Annotated in this window: 20 protein-coding genes; 14 read left to right on the top strand and 6 right to left on the bottom strand. The window is 46.9% G+C overall.

Annotated elements, in window-relative coordinates; all coding sequences use genetic code 11:
• Positions 1 to 144: 144 nt before the first annotated feature.
• A complete protein-coding gene (locus tag AC6I8U_RS19635) occupies positions 145 to 1296 on the top strand; it encodes an arginase family protein (protein ID WP_394149370.1) in 1152 nt (383 codons plus the stop codon).
• A 65-nt stretch (positions 1297 to 1361) separates the two neighbouring features.
• On the opposite strand, the gene AC6I8U_RS19630 is transcribed toward AC6I8U_RS19635, so the two are convergent.
• Together AC6I8U_RS19630 and AC6I8U_RS19625 are read right to left on the bottom strand one after the other, a co-directional pair.
• The gene (locus tag AC6I8U_RS19630; protein ID WP_498019392.1) at positions 1362 to 2474 is read right to left on the bottom strand and encodes an OmpP1/FadL family transporter; all 1113 of its coding nucleotides are present in this window, start codon (positions 2472 to 2474) and stop codon (positions 1362 to 1364) included.
• An 88-nt stretch (positions 2475 to 2562) separates the two neighbouring features.
• Positions 2563 to 3921, bottom strand: a complete 1359-nt coding sequence (locus AC6I8U_RS19625; RefSeq protein ID WP_498019606.1) for a DUF1254 domain-containing protein — start codon at positions 3919 to 3921, stop codon at positions 2563 to 2565.
• Positions 3922 to 4174: 253 nt separating this feature from the next.
• On the opposite strand from AC6I8U_RS19625, the gene AC6I8U_RS19620 reads away from it, so the two are divergent.
• The 8 genes from AC6I8U_RS19620 (at position 4175) to AC6I8U_RS19585 (ending at position 12586) form a co-directional block, all read left to right on the top strand.
• Positions 4175 to 5725, top strand: a complete 1551-nt coding sequence (locus AC6I8U_RS19620) for a sulfatase-like hydrolase/transferase (protein WP_498019391.1) — start codon at positions 4175 to 4177, stop codon at positions 5723 to 5725.
• Positions 5726 to 5803: 78 nt separating this feature from the next.
• Complete coding sequence (locus tag AC6I8U_RS19615; RefSeq protein WP_498019390.1) at positions 5804 to 7207, top strand: DUF1254 domain-containing protein; 1404 nt, start codon at positions 5804 to 5806, stop codon at positions 7205 to 7207.
• Positions 7208 to 7223: 16 nt separating this feature from the next.
• On the top strand, positions 7224 to 7991 hold the full coding sequence (locus AC6I8U_RS19610; RefSeq protein ID WP_394149363.1) for a hypothetical protein: 768 nt from the start codon (positions 7224 to 7226) through the stop codon (positions 7989 to 7991).
• Between the two features lie 11 nt (positions 7992 to 8002).
• Positions 8003 to 9154: an anaerobic sulfatase maturase gene (locus AC6I8U_RS19605; protein ID WP_498019389.1), complete on the top strand. Its 1152-nt coding sequence runs from the start codon at positions 8003 to 8005 to the stop codon at positions 9152 to 9154.
• Positions 9155 to 9192: 38 nt separating this feature from the next.
• Positions 9193 to 10086 (top strand): LysR family transcriptional regulator, encoded by an 894-nt coding sequence (locus tag AC6I8U_RS19600; protein ID WP_498019388.1) that lies wholly within the window; start codon positions 9193 to 9195, stop codon positions 10084 to 10086.
• A 144-nt stretch (positions 10087 to 10230) separates the two neighbouring features.
• Positions 10231 to 10383 (top strand): hypothetical protein, encoded by a 153-nt coding sequence (locus AC6I8U_RS19595; RefSeq protein WP_128650681.1) that lies wholly within the window; start codon positions 10231 to 10233, stop codon positions 10381 to 10383.
• Between the two features lie 270 nt (positions 10384 to 10653).
• Positions 10654 to 11760 (top strand): methyl-accepting chemotaxis protein, encoded by a 1107-nt coding sequence (locus AC6I8U_RS19590; protein ID WP_498019387.1) that lies wholly within the window; start codon positions 10654 to 10656, stop codon positions 11758 to 11760.
• Between the two features lie 13 nt (positions 11761 to 11773).
• Positions 11774 to 12586 (top strand): hypothetical protein, encoded by an 813-nt coding sequence (locus AC6I8U_RS19585; protein ID WP_498019386.1) that lies wholly within the window; start codon positions 11774 to 11776, stop codon positions 12584 to 12586.
• Positions 12587 to 12655: 69 nt separating this feature from the next.
• Here the strand turns inward: AC6I8U_RS19585 and AC6I8U_RS19580 are convergent, their stop codons facing one another.
• Positions 12656 to 14188, bottom strand: a complete 1533-nt coding sequence (locus AC6I8U_RS19580; protein WP_498019385.1) for a phospholipase D family protein — start codon at positions 14186 to 14188, stop codon at positions 12656 to 12658.
• 204 nt (positions 14189 to 14392) lie between these two features.
• On the opposite strand from AC6I8U_RS19580, the gene yddG reads away from it, so the two are divergent.
• Complete coding sequence (gene yddG, locus AC6I8U_RS19575) at positions 14393 to 15310, top strand: aromatic amino acid DMT transporter YddG (RefSeq protein WP_498019384.1); 918 nt, start codon at positions 14393 to 14395, stop codon at positions 15308 to 15310.
• Positions 15311 to 15379: 69 nt separating this feature from the next.
• Positions 15380 to 16084: an START domain-containing protein gene (locus tag AC6I8U_RS19570; RefSeq protein WP_498019383.1), complete on the top strand. Its 705-nt coding sequence runs from the start codon at positions 15380 to 15382 to the stop codon at positions 16082 to 16084.
• A 30-nt stretch (positions 16085 to 16114) separates the two neighbouring features.
• On the opposite strand, the gene AC6I8U_RS19565 is transcribed toward AC6I8U_RS19570, so the two are convergent.
• Together AC6I8U_RS19565 and AC6I8U_RS19560 are read right to left on the bottom strand one after the other, a co-directional pair.
• The gene (locus tag AC6I8U_RS19565; protein WP_498019382.1) at positions 16115 to 16792 is read right to left on the bottom strand and encodes a cation efflux transmembrane domain-containing protein; all 678 of its coding nucleotides are present in this window, start codon (positions 16790 to 16792) and stop codon (positions 16115 to 16117) included.
• A gap of 242 nt (positions 16793 to 17034) precedes the next feature.
• Positions 17035 to 17913, bottom strand: coding sequence for a LysR family transcriptional regulator (locus AC6I8U_RS19560; protein WP_498019605.1), 879 nt, complete (start codon positions 17911 to 17913; stop codon positions 17035 to 17037).
• 179 nt (positions 17914 to 18092) lie between these two features.
• On the opposite strand from AC6I8U_RS19560, the gene AC6I8U_RS19555 reads away from it, so the two are divergent.
• The 3 genes from AC6I8U_RS19555 (at position 18093) to AC6I8U_RS19545 (ending at position 20183) form a co-directional block, all read left to right on the top strand.
• Positions 18093 to 18674 (top strand): class I SAM-dependent DNA methyltransferase, encoded by a 582-nt coding sequence (locus AC6I8U_RS19555; protein WP_498019381.1) that lies wholly within the window; start codon positions 18093 to 18095, stop codon positions 18672 to 18674.
• Positions 18675 to 18827: 153 nt separating this feature from the next.
• On the top strand, positions 18828 to 19526 hold the full coding sequence (locus AC6I8U_RS19550; protein WP_498019380.1) for a lipid-binding SYLF domain-containing protein: 699 nt from the start codon (positions 18828 to 18830) through the stop codon (positions 19524 to 19526).
• Between the two features lie 93 nt (positions 19527 to 19619).
• Positions 19620 to 20183 (top strand): DUF4136 domain-containing protein, encoded by a 564-nt coding sequence (locus AC6I8U_RS19545; RefSeq protein ID WP_498019379.1) that lies wholly within the window; start codon positions 19620 to 19622, stop codon positions 20181 to 20183.
• A gap of 51 nt (positions 20184 to 20234) precedes the next feature.
• Here the strand turns inward: AC6I8U_RS19545 and AC6I8U_RS19540 are convergent, their stop codons facing one another.
• Complete coding sequence (locus tag AC6I8U_RS19540) at positions 20235 to 20696, bottom strand: fasciclin domain-containing protein (protein WP_234497811.1); 462 nt, start codon at positions 20694 to 20696, stop codon at positions 20235 to 20237.
• Positions 20697 to 20703: the final 7 nt, after the last annotated feature.

The following is a 20703-nucleotide window of genomic DNA, read 5'->3' as shown; positions in this document are numbered from 1 at the left end:
ACGTATTGAATAGTCTCGTTTTTTATTTTAACGTAAGCTGCTTAATTTACGTATTTTACTAAAGTAAAGTGTACCCCTTGTTACTGTTGAGCCATGAATTGTTACGTTAGTATTGCCATATCAACCAAGTAGAGAGGCAATATCATGTCTAACATCAAAAAGTGGCCTGCAATCGACCCAGAAAAAGTAGCAAAGTATAAGCACATTTGGGAAAACGTATCTGCAGCAGATAACCTAGATCCAGAAGTCGCGGCTTATCTAGCTCGCGTTAAAGAGCAAGGTGGCGGTAAAGGCATCGAACAGATGAGCTTTATCAACAAAGACTACCTAGGTTTCTACCAAGCGCCATTCTCTCAAGATCTAGATAACACTGATGTTGTTATCTACGGTATGGGCATTGAGAAGTGTTCTCCTACTGGTTCTTCACACAAATTCGCACCACAACGCCTTCGCCACCTAAGTAAAATGGGTATGGGTACGGTTGGTGACAATGGTGAGATCCCATTCGAATGGTGTCGTGTTTCAGATTACGGTAACTGGGACAGCCTAGGCCAGTTTGAGCTGAAAGCAGAAGTTGAGCAGCTCACTGAGCTTCTTCACCACATGGTTGTTGAAAAAGATTGTACGCCACTTATCTTCGGTGGTGACCACACAATCCCGTACCCAACAATGCGTGCACTAGGTGAGAAGTACGGTCCACTTCGCGTTATCCACTTCGATGCGCACTACGACCTATCAACGCGTGCTGACTTTGATTACCCATACACATCAGGTCACTGGCTACCAAAACTGTACTCTGAAGGTCTAGCGGATCCAGAGCGCACGGTTCAGATTGGTATGCGTGGTCGTCAAACGGCGCTGGTGAAAGGTAACCACATCGCATTTGGTACCACTGGCTTCACGACTAACGAAGTTTACGAGCAAGGCGTGGATGCAGTAGCAGACAAGATCATTGAACTTTGTGGCGATGGTGGTCCGGTTTACTTCACGTTTGACCTAGATGCACTTGATACTGCGTTCTGTCGTTCAAACTCGAGCCCAGATCCATTCGGTCTGACTCACCTTCAGGTTTACGACATCATCCGTAAAGTGAAGGCTTCAGGTAAAGTACGCCTTGTGGGTGCTGATATTGCAGAATACACGCCAGACACAGATCCAACAGATAAAGACGGCATCATCGCAGCTGGCTTTGGTTGGGAACTACTTTGCTGGCTAGCAGAAGAGCGTAAGAAAGAAAACGGCGGCGAAAACCGTCACACAGTATGGCACCAAGCATTTGGTTCTGTATCGCTTTAATTACGTTTACTGATAACGTTTGATTTAAAGCCCCAATCGCTATGCGGTTGGGGCTTTTGTTTTTGCTAGTAGCGGTAGGATAGGGTGACAAAGTGGACCCGGTTTGAATCATACTGCCCGTTGGGTCTGAAGAATTGGTAGTCGCTTGAGGTGATTTCCCCTTGTCCTAGATTTTGATATTGATAGGCAACGCCAACTTTTGAACCTGAGCTCAACTGCTTTTCTGCACCTAAACCAATGCGCCATTGCTCATCAAGTGGGACGAGCGTATCTCGTTGGTGTGCCTCGACAGGGCTCGAGTCATAGCTTACGCCTGAATAGTAGAGCCAAGCGTCTCGAGTATATCGGATGGCAACGCCGGTACTGAATGTATCTTGATAGCCGTCATCATAATTACTCCACGACTGCCAACCGACGTTCGCTTGCAATGTGACGTTCTCGCTCAACGCTTTACTGATCCCCAAATCGAGGCTCGCGGGCCAGTTGATGGCGGCGTCACCGATCAAGTTGTGGTCGGTACTCACGCTGTGCTGGGTGCTATGAATGTAATTAACTCCGAGATTAATGGTATCGGTGGCTTGATAAAAAGCCGATAGACCAAAGGTGGGGCTAATACTATCCCCTTTGATATCACCGCCCTTGGTGACCATCTGAAGTGAGGCGTACTGTGCAATCACACTTGCGCCAAGTGCAAGACGCTCAGTCACTTGATGACTTGCAGCGGCCGTTAGATTGACGACAGAGATCTTATTACTTTCGAGAAGATTCAGTGGGTTTGCCGATACACCATTGGAGTAATCGACGCCCAATCCACCGGGTGAATGAAGCGATAAACCAACGACGCTATCTTCGTTTAGTCGAAGCGCATAGGAAAGGCTCGGAACCCACAACGCGCCACGGCTTTCAGTCGAGAGCTCACTATGCTGACGAGCAAACTCACTTTGTACGTTAACGTACTGGATCCCCACAACAGCACTACTGGTGTCAATTCCCGACAGCGCCGCTGGGTTGGTGATGGTGGCGGAGGCATCGCTATGGTTGGTCACGCCTGCAACACCTGCGCTGCCAACACTCTCTACTGTGGCTATTTGCGACGTCGCAAGACCCGCAGAGTGCGCGTTGAAAGAAAGTAGCCCTAGAGCAGCAAAGGCGGATAGTGGAACGGTCTTAATCATCATTGTTGAGTTGTGTTTGAATTGGTGAAAAAAAGGAGCAACCAATTGCGGTTACTCCATTGGCAGGGCTATGGAAGAACCCTAAGTCAGGTTATTGAATACGCTGAACTTGTGGCAGCATATATTGATTGTCGAGGATGGCTTGTGTTGGCTCGTAGAGTCTCATATGGAGGTAGAACTCTTCTTTAGGCGCGGGCAACCAGTTACAGTCTTCATCCTTTGGTTTGTCGCTCTGTATGCACACGGTAAGTGATCCGTCAGAGTTGTATTTCAGCTCTTCAGAATGGTTGGTAGAAATGGAGTAGCGGTCGATGCTGTTCTCTACCATAAACAGGTTTTTTGCATCGTACATCGTCAGTGACCAAAACGCGTCTGCAGGGGGATTGGCCGGCATCGTCATTCGATAGGCGTGGTTTCCGGAGAGCTTTTGACCCTTAGCATCAGTATATCGATTAGGGTATAGCGCTCTCTCAGGCACGTTGAGCCCAGCGGCGCGCAGATTGATGCTGGCTCGGCTCAGGTAGTCATGACCATAGCGTCCACCTTCATACATCATTGACCAACCGTTGTTTGTCGTACCGACACTTCGACCAGCGTATTGAATCACTTGTTTTGAGGTTTCAATCGCTCTTAATAGGCCACGTTTTTGTGCCTCGGATAGCTTGGTTGCATCAAATGGAGTGTCATTACCAATGCCTATGTAAGAGAACTGATCAACTACGGCTTTGTCTTCAGAGACAGGGTTTTTTCTAAGTTCTTTATCAATCAAGGCATACCAATCTAAGCCTTGAGGCAGTGTCATTGGTGGGATTCGATTACTCGATTTGGTCAGCGTGACTGGCTGGTGCGGCTTGCCAAATTCAGTGAGAGGATAGCTAATAAACCCATCGTGTACTTTGAGTGCGCTTTGTAGATCGGACTCACCAGAAACACCAGTGCGCTGGATTAGCCAAACCATAGGCGTGCGCGACTCGATCACACCATCGATACCCTCAGGTACTTGTCCACTCCAACCTCTGTTGACCAGAAGATACTTTGAGCCGTCAGTGCCGGCGTTTTCGCGATACAAATCGGTAATAGAATCTGAGTAAGCATCAAGCAACTGCACGATGAAGTAACGATCATCTGTTTTTGGGATCTCTATAACCATCGGGCCTGCGATATCAAGGTCGTAGTGTGCTTGTGAGTACAGGGTGTCGTTGTTCACAGTTGGCACTATCTGATCTTGTGGGCCCGATAAAACGCGTGTCTTGCCCATTTTGTTGAGAGGAGCCATTGCGTTATCCATGGGTGCGTCCACGGAGGTGGTTGTTTCTCTCACGGCGGCGACTGTTAGCGGCCCTGCACCATAAATGAACGCCTGAACCCCTAGGTTGTAGGCAAGCTCTTCTTCGGGGTCGATTGGCGCGTCCGCCCAAGCGATGTGAGGCACGGATGCCATGGCAAGCATCAGTGTGAATGTGTTGAGAGTGTTTCGTTTCATATCTATCCCATCGTTCTCTGGCTCACTGTTTTGTCACAGCATCGCGCCAAGGTCTGAAGAGAGTAACGTGAAGCGAAATTGGTTTGTGTGATAGTGATTATTTGGATTTCAAATTAAGGGTTACCCGAAAAAGGACTATTGGAAAACGTAATAGTCGCTATCGCCCTTTTTCTATCGAGGTTTCATTAACATCAACCGCATCCTACAGCGGAGACACTTAATGAAAAACACAACAAAGTTTGCGAAAAATGCGATTACTGCCTCTTTGGTGGTTGGCGCTTCGTTAGCGAGCGCATCTGTGCTGGCTAAAAGCCCTAATATTGTTGCCATCATGGTTGATGATGTTGCACCTATGGATCTGTCTGCTTATCACCGTGGCTTAGGCGCGATTAAAACGCCTCATATCGATAGCATTGCCCAGCGCGGCGTGATGATCAGCGATTACTATGCCCAAAGCAGTTCTACCGCCGGACGATCCGCTTTTATCACCGGTCAGTATCCGATTCGAACCGGTTTGACTGGCGTTGGGCAACCGGGCTCAAAGTTGGGGATTAAAAAAGAGAGTCCGACCCTTGCGGAGCTACTTAAGCAAAAAGGCTACGCGACGGTTCACGTTGGTAAATCCCATCTTGGTGACAATAACAGTCACCTCCCTACTGTACACGGCTTCGACGAATACTATGGTTTTCTCTATCACCTCAATGTGATGGAAATGCCAGAACAACCAGAATTCCCGAAAGATCCTAATTTCACCGGCGTTCCGCGTAATGTACTTCACTCTGTAGCGACGGATAAGTTTGATAAGTCCGAAGACCCTAGATTTGGCGTGGTAGGCAAACAGAAGATCACCGACAAGGGAACGCTTGGCAAAGAGCGAATGAAGACCATCGATGAAGAGTTTTTGAACTTTGCAACCGAGTGGATTGATGAGCACGAAGCCCAGAGCGACGACCAGCCATATTTCATGTGGTACAACCCTTCGAGAATGCACACCATTACTCATGTGAGAAAGGAGTATGAGGGAGTTAGTCAGACGTCGACCTATTACGATGCATTGAAAGAACTCGATGATCAGGTTGGAGTCTTGATTGAAAAGCTTCGCCAGACCGGTGAGCTCGATAACACCATCATCATGTTTACCTCTGACAACGGCGTGAACCTAGATCACTGGCCAGATGGAGGCGCAGCGTCATTCCGAGGTCAAAAAGGTACAACTTGGGATGGCGGGTTCCGGGTTCCAATGCTGGTGAGTTGGCCTGAAAAGCTACCTCAAGGCACTTATGTCGACGGCATGATGTCAGCGGAAGACTGGTTGCCAACGCTCATGGCCGCAGCAGGGGATACCACCATCAAGCAAGAGCTCCTTAAGGGCAAAGAAATCGAAGGCACTAAGCGTGTTGCTCATCTGGACGGTTATAACCAGCTAGACATGCTCGCGAACAATGGGGAGAGCAAACGTCGAGAGTTCTTTTTCTATAACGAAACGGACCTCAACGCAATTCGTGTTGATCAATGGAAGGTTCACCTTCGCACTAAAACAACGTGGACCGAGCCTGCAAAACAGTGGCCATTCGGCGTACTCGTCAACATCAAGGCCGATCCGTATGAGCGCTCGCCAGACACTACAGGTTGGTATCACTGGATGAAGCAAAAGTCTTGGGTGTTGCCAGAGTTCTATCAAGCGATTGGCAAGTATCAAAAATCGCTTCAAGACTACCCACCAGTTCAGAAAGGAACGGGAGTCGGTATGGGTAACAACACTATCGAATAACTGATCCACCGCATGCAGGCTATCGCAGGCTGCATGTGGATTTAGGTTTATCTCACTTTCTCTTTTAAAGGTTCTTTTATGTTCAAGAAAACGCTATTAGCAAGCGTGCTTGTTGTGTCGAGCTCATTGTTTGTCTTGCCTGCCATCGCAGCCGTTCCAACACAGCCGATGACAGCTGAGCAGGCGATGCAAAATGAAAGCTATGTATTGGGCGTTAACGCCTACGTGTGGGGCTCGACTCTAGTCCGAATGGAGCAGATTGCTCGTCAGTATACAGACATGACACAGCCAATATCTGATACCAGCTATCGAGCACCTCTCAACGAGTTCGGCCATGCGAGACGTTTGAGTACGCCTCATGATTTGGATATGCCGTCTGCAAACCGCGATACCCTCTATTCAAGTGCAGTATTGGATTTGAGTCAGGGGCCAATGGTGCTATCGGTTCCTGAGGTGAATGACCGCTATTACGTGATCAACATGTTCGATATGTGGCACAACTTGTTCCAATATGTGGGCACTCGCGAAACCGGACAATTGGCCAAGCAACTCCTACTGGTACCGCCCGGTTGGGAGCCTAACGTTGACGTTCCACGAGAGCTTCAAGTTGTGGAAGCGCCAACAAGTAAAGTTTGGCTTTGGGGACGCACGCAGGTCTTTGAAGGCAGTGATGATGTGTTTGCTCATCGCATTCAGGATCAGTACACCCTGACTCCGCTGCAAGAGTATCTTGATGGCGAAAAAGTCGCAGTCACACCTCTACCGCCACGCGCAGGAGAAGAAGGCGACCCACTTCGATTTTATGAAGAACTCGGCGCGTACCTGAAAGACAACCCTGTCGACGAAAGACAGCAAGCGATGCTAGGTCAACTGGCGAAGATAGGTATTACAGAGCAAGGCTTTGATCGCAGTAACCTGAGTGTGGCAACCATCGAAGCGATGATCAAAGCGGTTCAAGACGGACAGTCAATCGTTATGGCTCAGCAGAAAAACCCTGCGGCGCTTGAGATTAAAGATGGCTGGGTTTATGCCTTTAATCTAGACGGTTTTGGTGATGACAACGCCATGCGTTCTCTGATTGCTCACCCTTATTTAGGTGGACAAGGAGCGAAAGAAGCTATCTACCCGATGGCAGCAATGGATGCGAAAGGTCAGCCACTCTCTGGCAAAAATAATTACGTGATGAAGTTTGATCAAGAACCTCCTGTTGGCGCGTTCTGGTCGGTCACTGTTTATGATGCCAAAACCAAGATGCTGGTGGAGAACCCAATCAACCGCTACAGCATTAACAACTCAATGCCACTCAAGCGCGGTGACGATGGCTCATTTGAGATTCATCTGTCTAATCAGGCGCTTTCTGATAACCAGAACTGGTTGCCAATACCTGAAGGTGAGTTTTACCTCCTGACTCGTTTGTATGTCCCTTCTCAAGAGGTATTACGAATGGAGTGGACGGTGCCTGGACTTGAGAAAATCCAATAGAAAGACGCGGGGTAGATTGAGTATGCAAAGACTCCAAATCTTGCTGCTTTGTGCGTGCAGTTCTCAACTTGTTTGGGCAGAAGACACCGAAGACGTGCAGGATATGTCTGATCCTTTGGCTGTGTACACACAGGTTGGTATGGGGGTGACAGATAAAGGCCTTAATCTCAAAGTCGGTCGCTCATATGACACTGGGAATCCTAGCACTGCAGCGATGAACATTTTTGAGGTTAAAGGTTTCTTGGGAAAAGAGATCGGCTGGAATGATGGGAGGGATAATAGTATCGATAGCTTTCGATTTAGAAACTTTCATGCCAACTACAAGAATGGCAGGGGTCGTCAAATAGATGTCCAGTATGACGTGAAAAATGAGATAGGGAATGCATCTTATAGTTTCATTCAGGCAATACCAAAGATAGGCCCTGTTAGCTTGTTCCCCTTGTTGGGAGCAGGTTTGAACTTTCGCAATGCGGTAGATGACACGGGTGAGCACGTCGGTGGCTATGAGGTCCCGGGGACGTTTGCTGTTGTTGGTTCATACGGACAAGTGAGTTTTACGGATAAGCTTTGGTTTAACTATAACCCAATGTGGTTCACGACACTTTCTGGCAGTGATGAGTACACAAGGGAGGGCATCGAAGGAGGGAGCTCGCTGCTGACCCATGAAGTCGCACTGTCTTATCAGGCTTCTCCACGGCTAAGTGTTCGTTTTTTTTCTAACTGGTCACAAAACACAGACTTCAAGGATGGGTCACATCGTTTAGAGTTCAACTACCAAATATAAGGCATTAAAAAATGCAATTGCCCTTTAGTTTGTTTATTAAACCCGTTGGCAGCCGCTGTAATCTAGATTGCAGTTATTGCTACTACCTTAATCAGGACAAGCCAAACAAAATGGATGTTGAGGCGATGAGAACTGTGGTCTCAGAGCACATATCAGCGCAGCCCTCCCATACGCCGGTAGTCGATTTTATCTGGCATGGGGGAGAGCCGATGATGAGGGGCTTGAGCTTCTATGAAACCGTGGTTGCAGAGCAAAGTCGATACCCAACGAGTAAGCGGATTGTGAATACGTTGCAGACCAATGGCACCCTGATCACTGAAAAATGGGCGCGTTTTTTTGCCAAACACAATTTCATGCTGGGTGTGAGTATTGATGGGCCGGAACTGCTGCACAATATTGGGCGAATAGACAAACGAGGGGGCTCTAGTTTCGAACAGACATTGCAAGGAATGGCGCTACTTCGCCAGCACAAGGTTGAGTTCAACACCTTGACTGTAATAAGCAATCGAACCTTTCACAGAGGCAAGGAGATCTATCAGTTTCTGACGAAAAATGGCAGTGACTATCTGCAGTTTCAGCCTTGTGTTGACCATGATCTTGCTCGCCGCTCAGATTATGATTGGTCATTGAGTGGCGAGCAATGGGGGCGTTTTCTGTGTGATGTCTTTGATGAGTGGTGTGACGGGGATATCGGGCAAGTGAATGTTCAGTTTTTTGAAAACTGTTTGGCCATTCTTATGGATTACCCGAGTCAAATGTGTCATCACGCCCCAACTTGTGGCCAGCAACTGATGGCCGAGGCTGATGGGGAGGTATTTAGCTGCGACCACTATGGGTATGAGCAATACTCATTGGGACAGTGTAAGGACGCTGCTCAAAACGACTATCGCCCGCTACGGGAAATGGTCAACAGCACAGAGCAGCGTCAATTTGGGGAGAGCAAATGGGAAAGCTTGTGCAGACAGTGTCACGAGTGCGATTTCTTGCCCCTCTGTCATGGTGGCTGCCCTAAAAATCGAACTTTGTTGAATCAAGATTCAGAGCCGATGAACCTGCTCTGCTCAGGCTATAAAACGTTTTTTGCCTATGCATTGCCGCGAATGTTGAGAATGGTTGATGCGATGAAAAACGGATACTCACCAAAGTATTACCAACTGTTTTGATTTAGACTTCGGTTATGATTAGAGCTAGATGAGTCGTTATGGATAAAGATTACAACCTGCTTCGCCTTTTAATCGTCCTGTTTCAAACCCGGCAAACGGTCGCGGCAGCACGTAAGCTGAACATTAGCCAGCCGACTGTCAGCACGATGCTTAGAAAGCTCAGGCATCAGTTCAATGACGATCTTTTTGTTCGTAACAAGAACAAGTTAGAGCCAACGCCGAAATGCCAACAATTGATGGAACGCCTTCCCGCTTTAGTTGAGGAAATGGAGGCGTTGTATCAAGATGACAAAGGCTGGCATATATCTCAGATGAAAGGGGATATGACCTTAGTGTTCCCGGCTACTTTAATGGCTCCGATTGCCTCGAAGCTGATCACTGCGCTCTGTGAGCACGCTCCGAACCTCACGATCAACTGTGAACCTTGGAATGCTGGCACGCTGTCAATGCTAGAACAAGACCCAAGCTACTGGGGAGTGGGCTATCTGCCACTAGAAACCAACAAAAACGTGATGCAAAAGGCGCTGCCTGATGACAAGTTTGTATTGGTTAAGCGTAAAGATCATCCCATTCAATCTGAAGCGCTAGAGGAAGTACTCCAGTACCCACTGTGTTTGAGTATTATCCCTGGTTATATCGAAGCTTCTAAAGTGGAAATGCTCATCAAGAAGTACAAACTCGATAAGTCGATCAGTGTACGCTCTGCAGACCTTGCGTTGTTGTTTGAGTTTATTAAAAGCAGCGACGCGTTAGGTGTGGTGTCAAAACGCATCGAAGGCATGCTGGATTCGGAGATAGTGACACAAGCGTTGCCGCCAGAGCTCAAAAGTGACACATTCCGCAGAGAAACTGCTCTGTTCTTTCATGCATCTAATCGTCATGCGGACTTTACACTCTGGCTGCACAAAGAACTCGCTAAACTGATGTCATGATTTTTTGTGTTGGCTGGCAGTGATCGATTGAGTGGATATTTTTGTCTAGACGATAAAAAACCTGATTAGTCCCAAGCCTTCACTTTTGCTTCAATAGCGCCCGAAAGATTGCTGTTAATCTTATTTTCCAATTAAGGGTTTAAAATGTTTGCTATTGATGATGTTGTAGTTGCAACTAAAGGTATCGATCTAGGTAAAATGGTCGTGACTGGTTTGAGCAGTGGCGGCTTCTACGTTCGTGTAGAAGTAGACGGCATGTCTCTAACTTACCCAGCAAAAGACCTACAAAAAGCGTAATCTTTACTGCTTAGTTCTTCTTTTTAAATGGCGACCCAATGGTCGCCATTTTCATTTAATTTTTAATACTATCAGTATACTGCACTCTCTTGGTGCATTGCCCCTCTTTAAACCGTGCCTGCATCGTAGGTGTGCAATCTTCGAATGTACTACAAGCGCTAATACTATTGAGTCTCAGCACTATTTCACCCTATTCGCGTCGACTGGAATGAATGTTGCACTTCAATCATAGACATAAAGAGAGCGAGTCTTTAGCCAGGGAGGGGAGAGATGATACTTATCTTACGTGCAACATCGTTGAACAGCGTCAATCTATTGCTGACATTCGCTTTGATTTCATCGGTAGCACTACTTGCTTTTGAGGCCAATCAACTTGGTATGGTGCTGCTATTCATAACGGCAGCATTATCAACACTTTTACTGTTTTCCTTAAGCCGAGAAGTTCGTGTACTTAATGAGTATATGGTGCAGATGAAGGGTGGCGAAGAGCCGACACTTCCAAGCTCAATAGCGTTACTTTATTCAAGTTTTCATGCCATTGATGACGTTGTTCAAATGATGTCTAGAAAGCTAAGAAAGGCAGAAGCTATGCGCTCAGAGATGGCATTTTGCGCGCAGGAGCTTGCCAGTAATGCCGTGGATGCCGCCAGGGACAGTGACAAACAAGCGGACTCGACGTTGTCATCAGCGTCGGCAGCCACCGAAATCTCGCAAAGTATTGAGGATGTGTCGAGTCGTATTGAGCAAACACTGAAGGCGATTGAGCAAGGCAATGCTTTGTGTGGACAAGGAAATCAAGCGTTAGTGAGCGTTCAAGCAAGCGTTGAGAAAGTTGAAGAGCAAGTTGGATTTACCGCGAGTAGCATAGTGACGCTAGAGAGCCACTTATCCACCGTATCTGAAATGTCACAGTTCATCCGTGATATTGCTGAGCAAACTAACCTCCTCGCTCTGAACGCTGCAATAGAAGCGGCGAGAGCAGGCGAGCATGGTCGCGGATTTAGCGTTGTGGCGGAAGAAGTTGGGCGGTTGGCCAAGCGAAGTCATGAATCTGCGAATGCGATTACCTCTCATGTTGACCAGGTGACCAGTAGCATGAGTGATGTGACCGCAATGGTTGAGAAAGTGAGAGAGGGTAATAGCCGTTGCACCAATCAAACGCTGGTGGCACAAGAGACGTTAGAGAAGATGAAAATCTCTATGGCATCGATCACTGACCAGGTCGCAGGAGTATCGGCTGCCTCAGAACAACAAGCGATCGCGATTCAGGAGATCTCCAGCAACATGGAGCAGGTTGCCGTTACCGCAAAGCATAATGCGGAAACAGCGGCAGACAATGCCCAAGTTGCCGAACATCTCGAAAAGCTAACTGCGTAAGGAGTCAATGAATATGGATACGATACTGACAAACCTGCCTATTATCGCGGGTGTTTCTTTAGTCCTGCTTATTCTTGGGTCGATAGTTTGGAAGCGAGCGAGTACTTACAATAGTATTCAAATTTCCAGACAGGGTGGTTTACAGCATCTCACGACGCTTCGACAGTTGCTCGCGACCATTCAGCAACACCGAGGCATCACCAACGGAGTGCTTTGTGGGGACGATAAACTTCAATCCCGCTTGCCATCGCTTCAAAGCGACATCAATCGTCACCTGCAAACGTTAGCCACGCTCGATGAGCCGATTCGGGGTACGAGCAGCTGGCGTCATGTCGAAGATAAATGGCCTGCAGTTCAATCTCATTATAGGCAGTGGTCAGCGGAACAAAATCTCGCTACTCACAATCAGTTACTCGCAGCGGTTCTGGAGTCTGTAGAGGAGTGTGCGCAGCATTATCGGTTAGCTGAGTTGCCCCAAAAAGACGGGGAGTCCATAGCGGCGCTTTGGAAGGACCTACTGAAAGTGGCCGAATGTGTCGGTCAGGCTCGTGCGTTGGGGACGGGTGTGGCTGCGAAGTCAAAATGTTCGAGTGTCGAGAGAATTCGTTTGAAGTATCTACATGAGTCGATTCATAACTTTGTGTCTGCGCAAAAACACTCCGACTATCCGACGGTGAAAAAACTTCTTAGCACGATAGAAAACAAGGTACTCATCATGATCCCAAGCGTCGCTGCATTAGAGTATTTTGATGATGCGACGGCAGCGTTGGATGAGGTATTTAGTGTTTTTGATGAGCGAGTGAGTAAACTTAGTGAGAATCTTTAGACTGGATTGTCCAGCGACTTCGACCTCTGAGGCGTAAAAACCTCAGAGGCAATGAATGTTAGCAGAGGTTTATAGTTGTTCCTCTATCGGCAATATACCGCTAAACCAGGCGCCCATTCTGCGCCAGATACTTGCTTCTGGTTCAGATGTCAGTGTTTCTCCGGTGGTATGATCAAACCAAACCAGATCGCCATCTTCCATCTTCATTTCATAAGCGGTTTTTGGGATTTCATCAATAAGGTTACGATAAACCTTCTGAGCGTACTCTGGTTGTTCAATCACCACGCCCATTTCTGTGTTGAGATGTGCAGAGCGCGGGTCGAGGTTCATCGAACCAACAAAAACTTTTTGCTTATCAATGATCATCGCTTTGGTGTGCAAACTGGAGCGGCTACTGCCTGTTAAACTCCAGTTTTTCTTAATCTCTGCATTGGATTTAACCTCCCAAAGCTGAACGCCTCCCTCGACTAAGTCTTCGCGATATTTTGCGTACCAACCATGTACGGCGAATACATCATTTGATGCTAGAGAGTTGGTGATGATAATCACTTCGAGTCCTTGTTGTACTGCAGCGACGAGCTCCTTTGTTCCTTGTTCTGTGGGTACAAAATAAGGAGATATAAACACTAACGAGGTTTCAGAATCCTCGAGAACAGAGTTGAGGCTATCAATAAGGGTACTTTGCTTGCTATCGGGTTTGTCGGGAAGATCATAAAGCAGCTCACCGATACCCCAGTAGAGCTTTACCGTTCCATTGATGAGCTCGTTGTACAACGGCAACTTGGCAAAATCGTAAGTGCCTCCAGAAAACTTAGCTTCCAAATCGAGCTCTTGTACCCATTTATCGACATCGGCATCAGTGTAGTGTTCTTCGATAGGTGTTATCCATTCGATGGGAATGCTGTAGTCACTGTTCCAATAGAGATCGAATTGACGATTAACCTGACGGACAGACTTACCGACCATGAGTAAATCAAGATCGGCAAACTCGACGTTGGATTCGATGGAATAGTATTCATTCCCTACGTTACGTCCGCCGATAATGGAGACAATGCCATCTACCGTAAGCGACTTATTGTGCATGCGGTGATTGAGGCGTTCAAAGTCACTCAACATCGAAATGCTACGAGCAGAGCGCAGGTGATGCGGATTAAACATGCGTACTTCGATGTTTGGATGACTGCTGAACCTCACCAAATCTTGGTCATCGTACTTTTGCATATCATCGAGAAGTAAACGTACTCTGACGCCCCGTTCTGCAGCTTCAAATAAACGCCAACCAATGAGGTTACCCGCTTCATCATCACGGAAAATATAGTATTGAACATCAATGCTCGACTGAGCAGTTTCGATGATAGCGAGCCTAGCGAGCAGCGCATCGTGCCCTTTGTCTAATGGATAAAACCCGGTTTCTTCGGTAAGAGAATGCGAGGAGACCTCACGTTTGAATAGTTCATCAAGTCGAGTCGGCTCGGCATTGATGATGGTGTAAGAGCTCTCTTTTTCGTATCGGCTCGGATCAATGCTGGACGAGACGCAGCCACTTAACGCGATGATAAGAGATAAAACGAAGAATTTTTTGATAGACAAAATATTGGGCATAGTTAAAGTGCTGGTATTTAATAGAGTTCTAAAAATGCAGCGAGAGTGTAACGACTCAAGCGCTAATTTGCACTGAATCGTTCGCCTTTTTACTGACATATTTCATAGCAAATAAGTATAGCCTAATCGAAAGCGACAAGGTTGCATAACAATTACTTATAACGGATTAAGCCAGATTTAGTGAGCTGGATATTAGGAGTATAGATGGCCGGGTTGGGAAGTAATAAATACACGCTCTTTGGTGTGATGGCGATATTAATGTGGAGCTGCGTTATGGCGCTAACACGAGATATCGCAGAACTTTTTGGACCCATTGGCGGCGCGGCTTTGATGTACAGCGTGAGTACGCTTGCACTTGCTTTGGTCATGGGCGTTCCAAGGTTAAGTGACTTTAATACACGTTACTTGCTATTTGGTGGTGCTTTGTTTGTCGCCTATGAAATTTTATTGGCATTAGCGCTGGGAATGGCGAATGACCGTCAGCAGGCGATGGAAATGGCAGTCATTAATTACTTGTGGCCGGCTCTTACTGTGTTGTTTGCTGTTCTTACTAGCGGTCGCAAAGTGAATATTCTTGTCTATCCGAGCGTGGTACTCGCCTTTATTGGGGTAGTGTGGTGTATCTCGGGTGACTCGACGTTGTCGATAGAAAGCATTAAAAGCAACATCGCAACGAATCCGATTACCTACAGTATGGCGTTTTCGGCGGCCTTTATTTGGGCGCTTTACTGCAACATAACCCCGTCTATGAGCGGTGGCAAGAATGCGATTGTGGTGTTTTTCGCCATGACAGCCATAACGCTCTGGGTTCATTATGCGTTTAGCAATGAGCGTGAAATGGCATTCAACCTATCGTCGGTATTTACCTTGCTGCTGGCTGGGATAGTGATGGGTGCGGGCTATGCGCTTTGGAATCAGGCGATCATCGGCGGTAACATGGTTTTGATTGCGACTTTCTCGTACTTTACGCCTGTGTTTTCCACCTTGTTTTCTTCGTTTTATTTATCTGTCGCGTTGACTCAATCTTTTTGGCAGGGCGTTGCGCTGGTGACTTTGGGATCGTTAATGTGCGCATGGGCAACGAGAGAGAAACCTGAGCGCGAAGAGGCGTCGGTTCTATAAGCACAGCAATCTTATCTGGTTCTACTATCGTAAGAGGGGTAAGACGATAAAAAAATAGGACAGGGGTAAATGGAGTGTGTTCAGCAGAGACACCATGGTTGGTTGAGGTATTGTCAGCACCGATTTTTTGTTAAAGCAATTGGGTTGGCCGTTCTAGGTGTTGGAATAAGTTTTTACAGCGTTACCTCATTTGCAGCACCAAGCGGAAAGCCTTGGCTCGTCAGCTATAACCAAGATGCGGTGACGCTTTATAAGCGCGAACACAAAGATGGTCTAATTGAGATTCGCGTTCATGCGGATATGACAACGACCTTTGCCGCGTTTCTGCGACTCTTTGAGGATACAAAAAACGTTCCTCGATGGCTTCATAATGTAGATCAAACCAAGGTGTTGGCCCAGCTCTCTGCCAATGAAAATGTGGTCTACACGACCTTCGCCGCCCCTTGGCCTGCCAAAAATCGTGATATGGTCACCTATTCGCGCTATTACCAATCTGGTCGTCGATTTGTACTAGAGATCAGCGATGCCACTGAGTATTTAGCTCAGCAACCTGATTACATACGAATTACCCAAGTGCGAGCGCGTTGGGAGCTTACTAAGTTATCTGATGGAGACGTCTTTGTGGTGTATACGGCGTTTGCCGATGTGGGCGGGGCTTTGCCAGATTGGCTGGCAAATCAGCTGACTGTAGAAGGCGCCATTGAGACCTTCAGAGGATTGAAGAGAGAGATTGCTGGATACCAACATCTCTCTCATCCGAATGTTAGAGACTAAAGCCTACTAAGCGTCAGTCTCAATCAAGCATTAAGAATTACGTGCGTAGTTGACATCGTCAGCTTGAGATAGAGACTTACACGCATCGATCAACATAAACGCTGGCACTTTAATAAAGTATGCCGAAATCAAAATCATCATCACTGGATCCGCATAAACGCTCAGGTGCGACCATGGTGACTGTTCTAGTCCCCAAGCGGTGATGAAGCCCGCCATTACTGCAAAACTTAATAGTGTATCCATCTGCCACTGTTTCGTTTCAGCTTCGATCAGGTTTGCACACAGTACTTTGTTTTGCTTAGAGATATACCACCAAGCGTACGAACAGCCTAATACGTTAAACAAACCAAAAATGGTGGCGACGGTAGTATCCACCGGACGACCACCGGTGAACATCGAGCTTATCGCTGAGTATAGAGACGCCAAGACGATCACTAATATAACGAAACCTTTGATGGCAATAACAACCGACTCTACGGTTTGGCGACCATATTTAGCCGCTTGACTCTTTGGTTTCTTCAATTGGTGTGCTGCCGCCAGCGACAATAAAGTTAACAGCAAGCTTACTAATGAGTAAACACCGTCAAAGGCGATGACGAGCGAGCCCATAAGCACACCCACGACAAGTCCTGCGACAGCAAAGCCAGTTGCGATAATGGCTGAAACTCTCAGTACGGAAGACTCGTTGTGTTGCTTTTGCGAAAACATGGGATTTACCTTTTGTTTGAATTGAGTCTATTGTTTCGCCGCAGTGATTAACTTTCAAACTTTAACTGTCGATGGAAGAGCTGTATTGGAGTGAAGGAAGTGCTCTTGTTTAAATATATCAATGAGTTAAATAGCTATTTTTGCTGTCAAAAATCATGACACTCACTGATGTGGTTATTTAAAATATGTGATATTGACCATCAGGCCGAGTATTTAAAGTGCAGTGCGACTTGGCGATAGAACTAGAAAGTGAAGAGGTAATCGCTGATTTGATCAGCAAGCCAAGTCATGGCAGGGTGTTCAGACATCCCTGAAGGGGCAATCATACTGAAGTCTTCTTGAGTTAGACCATAGGTGTGCTTGATCACCGATAGTGTCTGTTCGCGTAGTAGCTGACGAATCAGTGGTTCTGGCAATACCCCCCAGGCACCTTCGGAAATGATGGTCTTGAGCATAAATTCAAAACTCGAGAAGCCGATGTATTTCAATGAGAAAGGCAATAACTCCGGGTTATCACGTAGGTTTAGATAGGCAAGAGACACTTGCATTTCATCCCGAAGTACTTCGTCAGAGACCCGAGGTAAGGTCGATAGTTTGTGGTCGGCGCGACATACCGACATCATTCGAATCTTACCAAGTGGTTGGTAGGTGAGCCTTGGGTCACCTTGTCTCTCAAAATCGACACCAAAGGCAAAGTCGACTTGTTTCTTTTCGACAATATCAGCGAGATCGCCAGAAGAAGCGAGAACAATATTGAGTGAAATAGCAGGGTAACGTTGGTTAAGCTCTATGGTGAGATCCTGCCAAACTTTATCAGGTAGGCTGTCATCGTGAGCAATGCGAAGCTCGGTTGCAAATTCGCCTGACACTTGTGCGCACGTTTGTCGAATTCGTGCCGCAGTGACCAGTAGGTTGTCGCAGTCTTTGAAGATGGCCTTCCCTGTTTCTGACAAAGTGACATTGTTGCCAGTACGAACAAATAGTTCAGTATCGAGATCTTTCTCAAGTGCTTTGATCGCCATGCTGAGCTTAGTACGGTTACAGTTCAGCATTCGCGCTGCTTCAGACACAGAGCCTGAGTTAACAACGGCACAAAAGGCTTCAATTTGGGAAAGATTAATCGACATTGCCACTCAAACACCCGAAAACAAAGGAATAAAAATCATAGCACGAGTCCCAAAGAATACGAAGATAACACTAGGAATTGCTTGGCGTTCTGGTTTAATCTATGCGTAGTCATTAAGGATTAAAATGTAGTGCTTATATTGTGTTCAGCACTTGCAAATGAATGGAGTAAACTATGTCTAACGAGTGGGATGAGTACGCTGCGACATGGGAGAAAGACAAAGCAACGGCTACCTTTGCACAGTCTTGTTTTGAAGAACTCACCGCGCAGACCTCATTAACGCGCAAAACTGTGTTGGACTTTGGCTGTGGTACAGGCCTTTTAAGTCAGTTGATGTCACCTGCAACAAAAGAAATTGTCGCGCTTGACGGCTCTGAGGCCATGATCGAAGAGCTTGATAAAAAGGGACTGGAAAACGTTGAACCAGTCGTCGACTTATTGACTCGCGGCTTGGTCGCTCAGCATCCAGCATTTCGTAATCAGTTTGATTTGGTTGTAGCGTCGTCGGTGTGTGGGTTCCTTGATAACCTTCAAGAGACTGTAAACATTATCTATACCCTTCTTGATGAGTATGGCTTGTTTATTCACTGGGATTGGGCGGTGGATAGCGATGACCTGGGATATGGTTTAACTGAGCAGCGTGCAAAAGAGATTTTACTCAATGCTGGCTTCGAGAAAGTTGAAGTGACCGTACCGTTTGAAATTGACGCTTGCAAAGGACCCAAAAAAGTTCTCATGGGCGTTGGTCGCAAATAGCATAAATCGCAATAGTTTTTATCTGAATCACGAATAGGTGAAGCCTTTGGCTTCACCTTTTTTTGTTATGCTGCTGGCGTATTAATTTTAAGCAGGTTAACTATGTTTCTGGGAGAAAAGTTTCTGAGACCAAAGCTTCTGAGATCAAAACGATTGAGCAGCCAACTACTCGCTATTTTGTTAGCTATAACGAGCGTGTTGTTTGCCAGTTCCGTGTGTGCAAGTGACGAAAAAAGCAGGGAGCAAGCACAACAACTCATCGAAAAGGCTTCTGAAAAAATCGACATGTTTGATTCGACGGACCATTGGGAGTCTGTGAAAAATCTTACCGGCGTGGCAAAGGCTATTGTGGTGTTCCCGTCGGGTGGTCAGGCGGGCTTTCTCATTGGCGCCCAATGGGGAAGAGGGATATTACTGACACGTGAGGATCATCGTTGGAGCGAGCCTGTGTTTGTTAAGTTCCACAGCGCGATGATCGGACTTTTAGCGGGAGCTCAACATATAAGTGGTGTCGGCGTAGTTCTGTCAGACGATGTACTAGACGATCTCAAAGCGAGTCCAACTAAAGTGGGGGGCACGGCAGACCTCACAGTGGGGAAAGGTGTCAGTGGCAAGGTTATTGGTGGCACTGGGGGCGTCAGCGCTATGATGGTGTCTGAAAATAAAGGGCTGTACTTCGGTGGAAGTATCGATACCTTTACACTATCGCTAGACAACGACCTCAACCAAGCTCTATATGGTGACGATTTTTCAGCAGAGAAGGTGCTTTCAAATTATGATACCCATCAGGGGGAAGCCCAGAACTTGCGTAATAGGCTAGAGGGTGTTGCTTACCGAGCGGTTTACCAATAAATGCCATTCTGCTGAGTAAAATTTGAACTTGTTGTTTTTTAGTGCATTATTGTGTTTAGACCTTAGGTTAAATTACGCTTTGGGACATTGCCAATGAACAAACTGCTCTCTTCATTACTTTTTGCCAGCATCGCTTTGGTCGGGTGTACGACGTCTACCACAACGAACTCACCACTTAACTTTTCCTATGGGGTTGCAAAAACGGGTGATTTTAGTTTTTTGCCTCAATCTGGAGTTGTTACCTACTCTTGGCGCAGTGATTCTCCAGTCGCACATGTTTCGAAAGAGTATGATGCGGACTATTACCTCAATGTTATCAAGGCTCAAATCGACCAGGTTTTAGCGTCTAAAGGTTATATCGCCGTCAGTGATGGTCATGCGGCAACAATGCACCTTGATTTTGGCATAGCGACAGAGAATGCCATGAACGATGAACAGATTTTTGAAAGCACGCAGATTGCAACGGGTATACAGGGCGATAGTCAAAAAGGTGAGAAGGGCAGCATCTATATCGCCGTCTTTGACTCGGCTGGTGCCTTCCCAAGATGGAGAGCGCTTGCTCAAGGGCCAACCAATCAGAGCGTAAAAGATTCAGCAGAGCGAGAAGAGCTCAAAAACCTAATAGGCTCCATGTTAGATGACCTGCCTCCAAGATAAAGAAAACCGAAGCGTCAAGCTTCGGATTTCTTTATAGGGTAACGTGTTGCGTTACTTCGGCATGATGACAGCATCAATGACGTGAATGACGCCGTTTTTGGCCTTAACGTCTGTCGCGACAACCGTTGCGTTGTCGACCATAACCATACCGTCTTTCTTGGTGATCATAATCTCTTGGCCTTGGACTGTCTTCGCTTTGTCCAGCCCCATCACATCTGCAGCCATCACCTTACCCGGTACCACATGGTAGGTTAGGATAGCGACCAGTTTGTCTTTGTTCTCTGGTTGTAACAGAGATTCGACAGTACCTTCAGGTAGCTTGGCGAACGCTTCGTCAGTCGGAGCGAACACCGTGAAGGGGCCTTCCCCTTTTAATGTATCAACCAACCCCGCAGCCTGAACTGCAGCGACAAGTGTCGTGAACGAGCCATTTTCTGCCGCAACATCAACGATGTCCTTTTTCATTCCGTGGTGGTCTGCGAAAGCCGAGATTGAAAGAAGAAGTGCTGCCATTGCTGCA

The organism is Vibrio sp. KUL80 (genome assembly GCF_059725495.1).
Note: the sequence above shows the minus strand (reverse complement) of the source record. Positions and strands in the feature narration are given on the sequence as shown.

Coding starts and splice junctions, on each gene's coding strand:
- AC6I8U_RS19605 (WP_498019389.1), top strand. CDS start 8,003: ATGCAATTGCCCTTTAGTTTGTTTATTAAACCCGTTGGCAGCCGCTGT.
- AC6I8U_RS19590 (WP_498019387.1), top strand. CDS start 10,654: ATGATACTTATCTTACGTGCAACATCGTTGAACAGCGTCAATCTATTG.
- AC6I8U_RS19625 (WP_498019606.1), bottom strand. CDS start 3,921: ATGCTTGCCATGGCATCCGTGCCTCACATCGCTTGGGCGGACGCGCCA.
- AC6I8U_RS19595 (WP_128650681.1), top strand. CDS start 10,231: ATGTTTGCTATTGATGATGTTGTAGTTGCAACTAAAGGTATCGATCTA.
- AC6I8U_RS19630 (WP_498019392.1), bottom strand. CDS start 2,474: ATGATGATTAAGACCGTTCCACTATCCGCCTTTGCTGCTCTAGGGCTA.
- AC6I8U_RS19635 (WP_394149370.1), top strand. CDS start 145: ATGTCTAACATCAAAAAGTGGCCTGCAATCGACCCAGAAAAAGTAGCA.
- AC6I8U_RS19565 (WP_498019382.1), bottom strand. CDS start 16,792: ATGTTTTCGCAAAAGCAACACAACGAGTCTTCCGTACTGAGAGTTTCA.
- AC6I8U_RS19580 (WP_498019385.1), bottom strand. CDS start 14,188: ATGCCCAATATTTTGTCTATCAAAAAATTCTTCGTTTTATCTCTTATC.
- AC6I8U_RS19620 (WP_498019391.1), top strand. CDS start 4,175: ATGAAAAACACAACAAAGTTTGCGAAAAATGCGATTACTGCCTCTTTG.
- AC6I8U_RS19615 (WP_498019390.1), top strand. CDS start 5,804: ATGTTCAAGAAAACGCTATTAGCAAGCGTGCTTGTTGTGTCGAGCTCA.
- AC6I8U_RS19540 (WP_234497811.1), bottom strand. CDS start 20,696: ATGGCAGCACTTCTTCTTTCAATCTCGGCTTTCGCAGACCACCACGGA.
- AC6I8U_RS19570 (WP_498019383.1), top strand. CDS start 15,380: ATGGAGTGTGTTCAGCAGAGACACCATGGTTGGTTGAGGTATTGTCAG.
- AC6I8U_RS19555 (WP_498019381.1), top strand. CDS start 18,093: ATGTCTAACGAGTGGGATGAGTACGCTGCGACATGGGAGAAAGACAAA.
- AC6I8U_RS19585 (WP_498019386.1), top strand. CDS start 11,774: ATGGATACGATACTGACAAACCTGCCTATTATCGCGGGTGTTTCTTTA.
- yddG (WP_498019384.1), top strand. CDS start 14,393: ATGGCCGGGTTGGGAAGTAATAAATACACGCTCTTTGGTGTGATGGCG.
- AC6I8U_RS19545 (WP_498019379.1), top strand. CDS start 19,620: ATGAACAAACTGCTCTCTTCATTACTTTTTGCCAGCATCGCTTTGGTC.
- AC6I8U_RS19600 (WP_498019388.1), top strand. CDS start 9,193: ATGGATAAAGATTACAACCTGCTTCGCCTTTTAATCGTCCTGTTTCAA.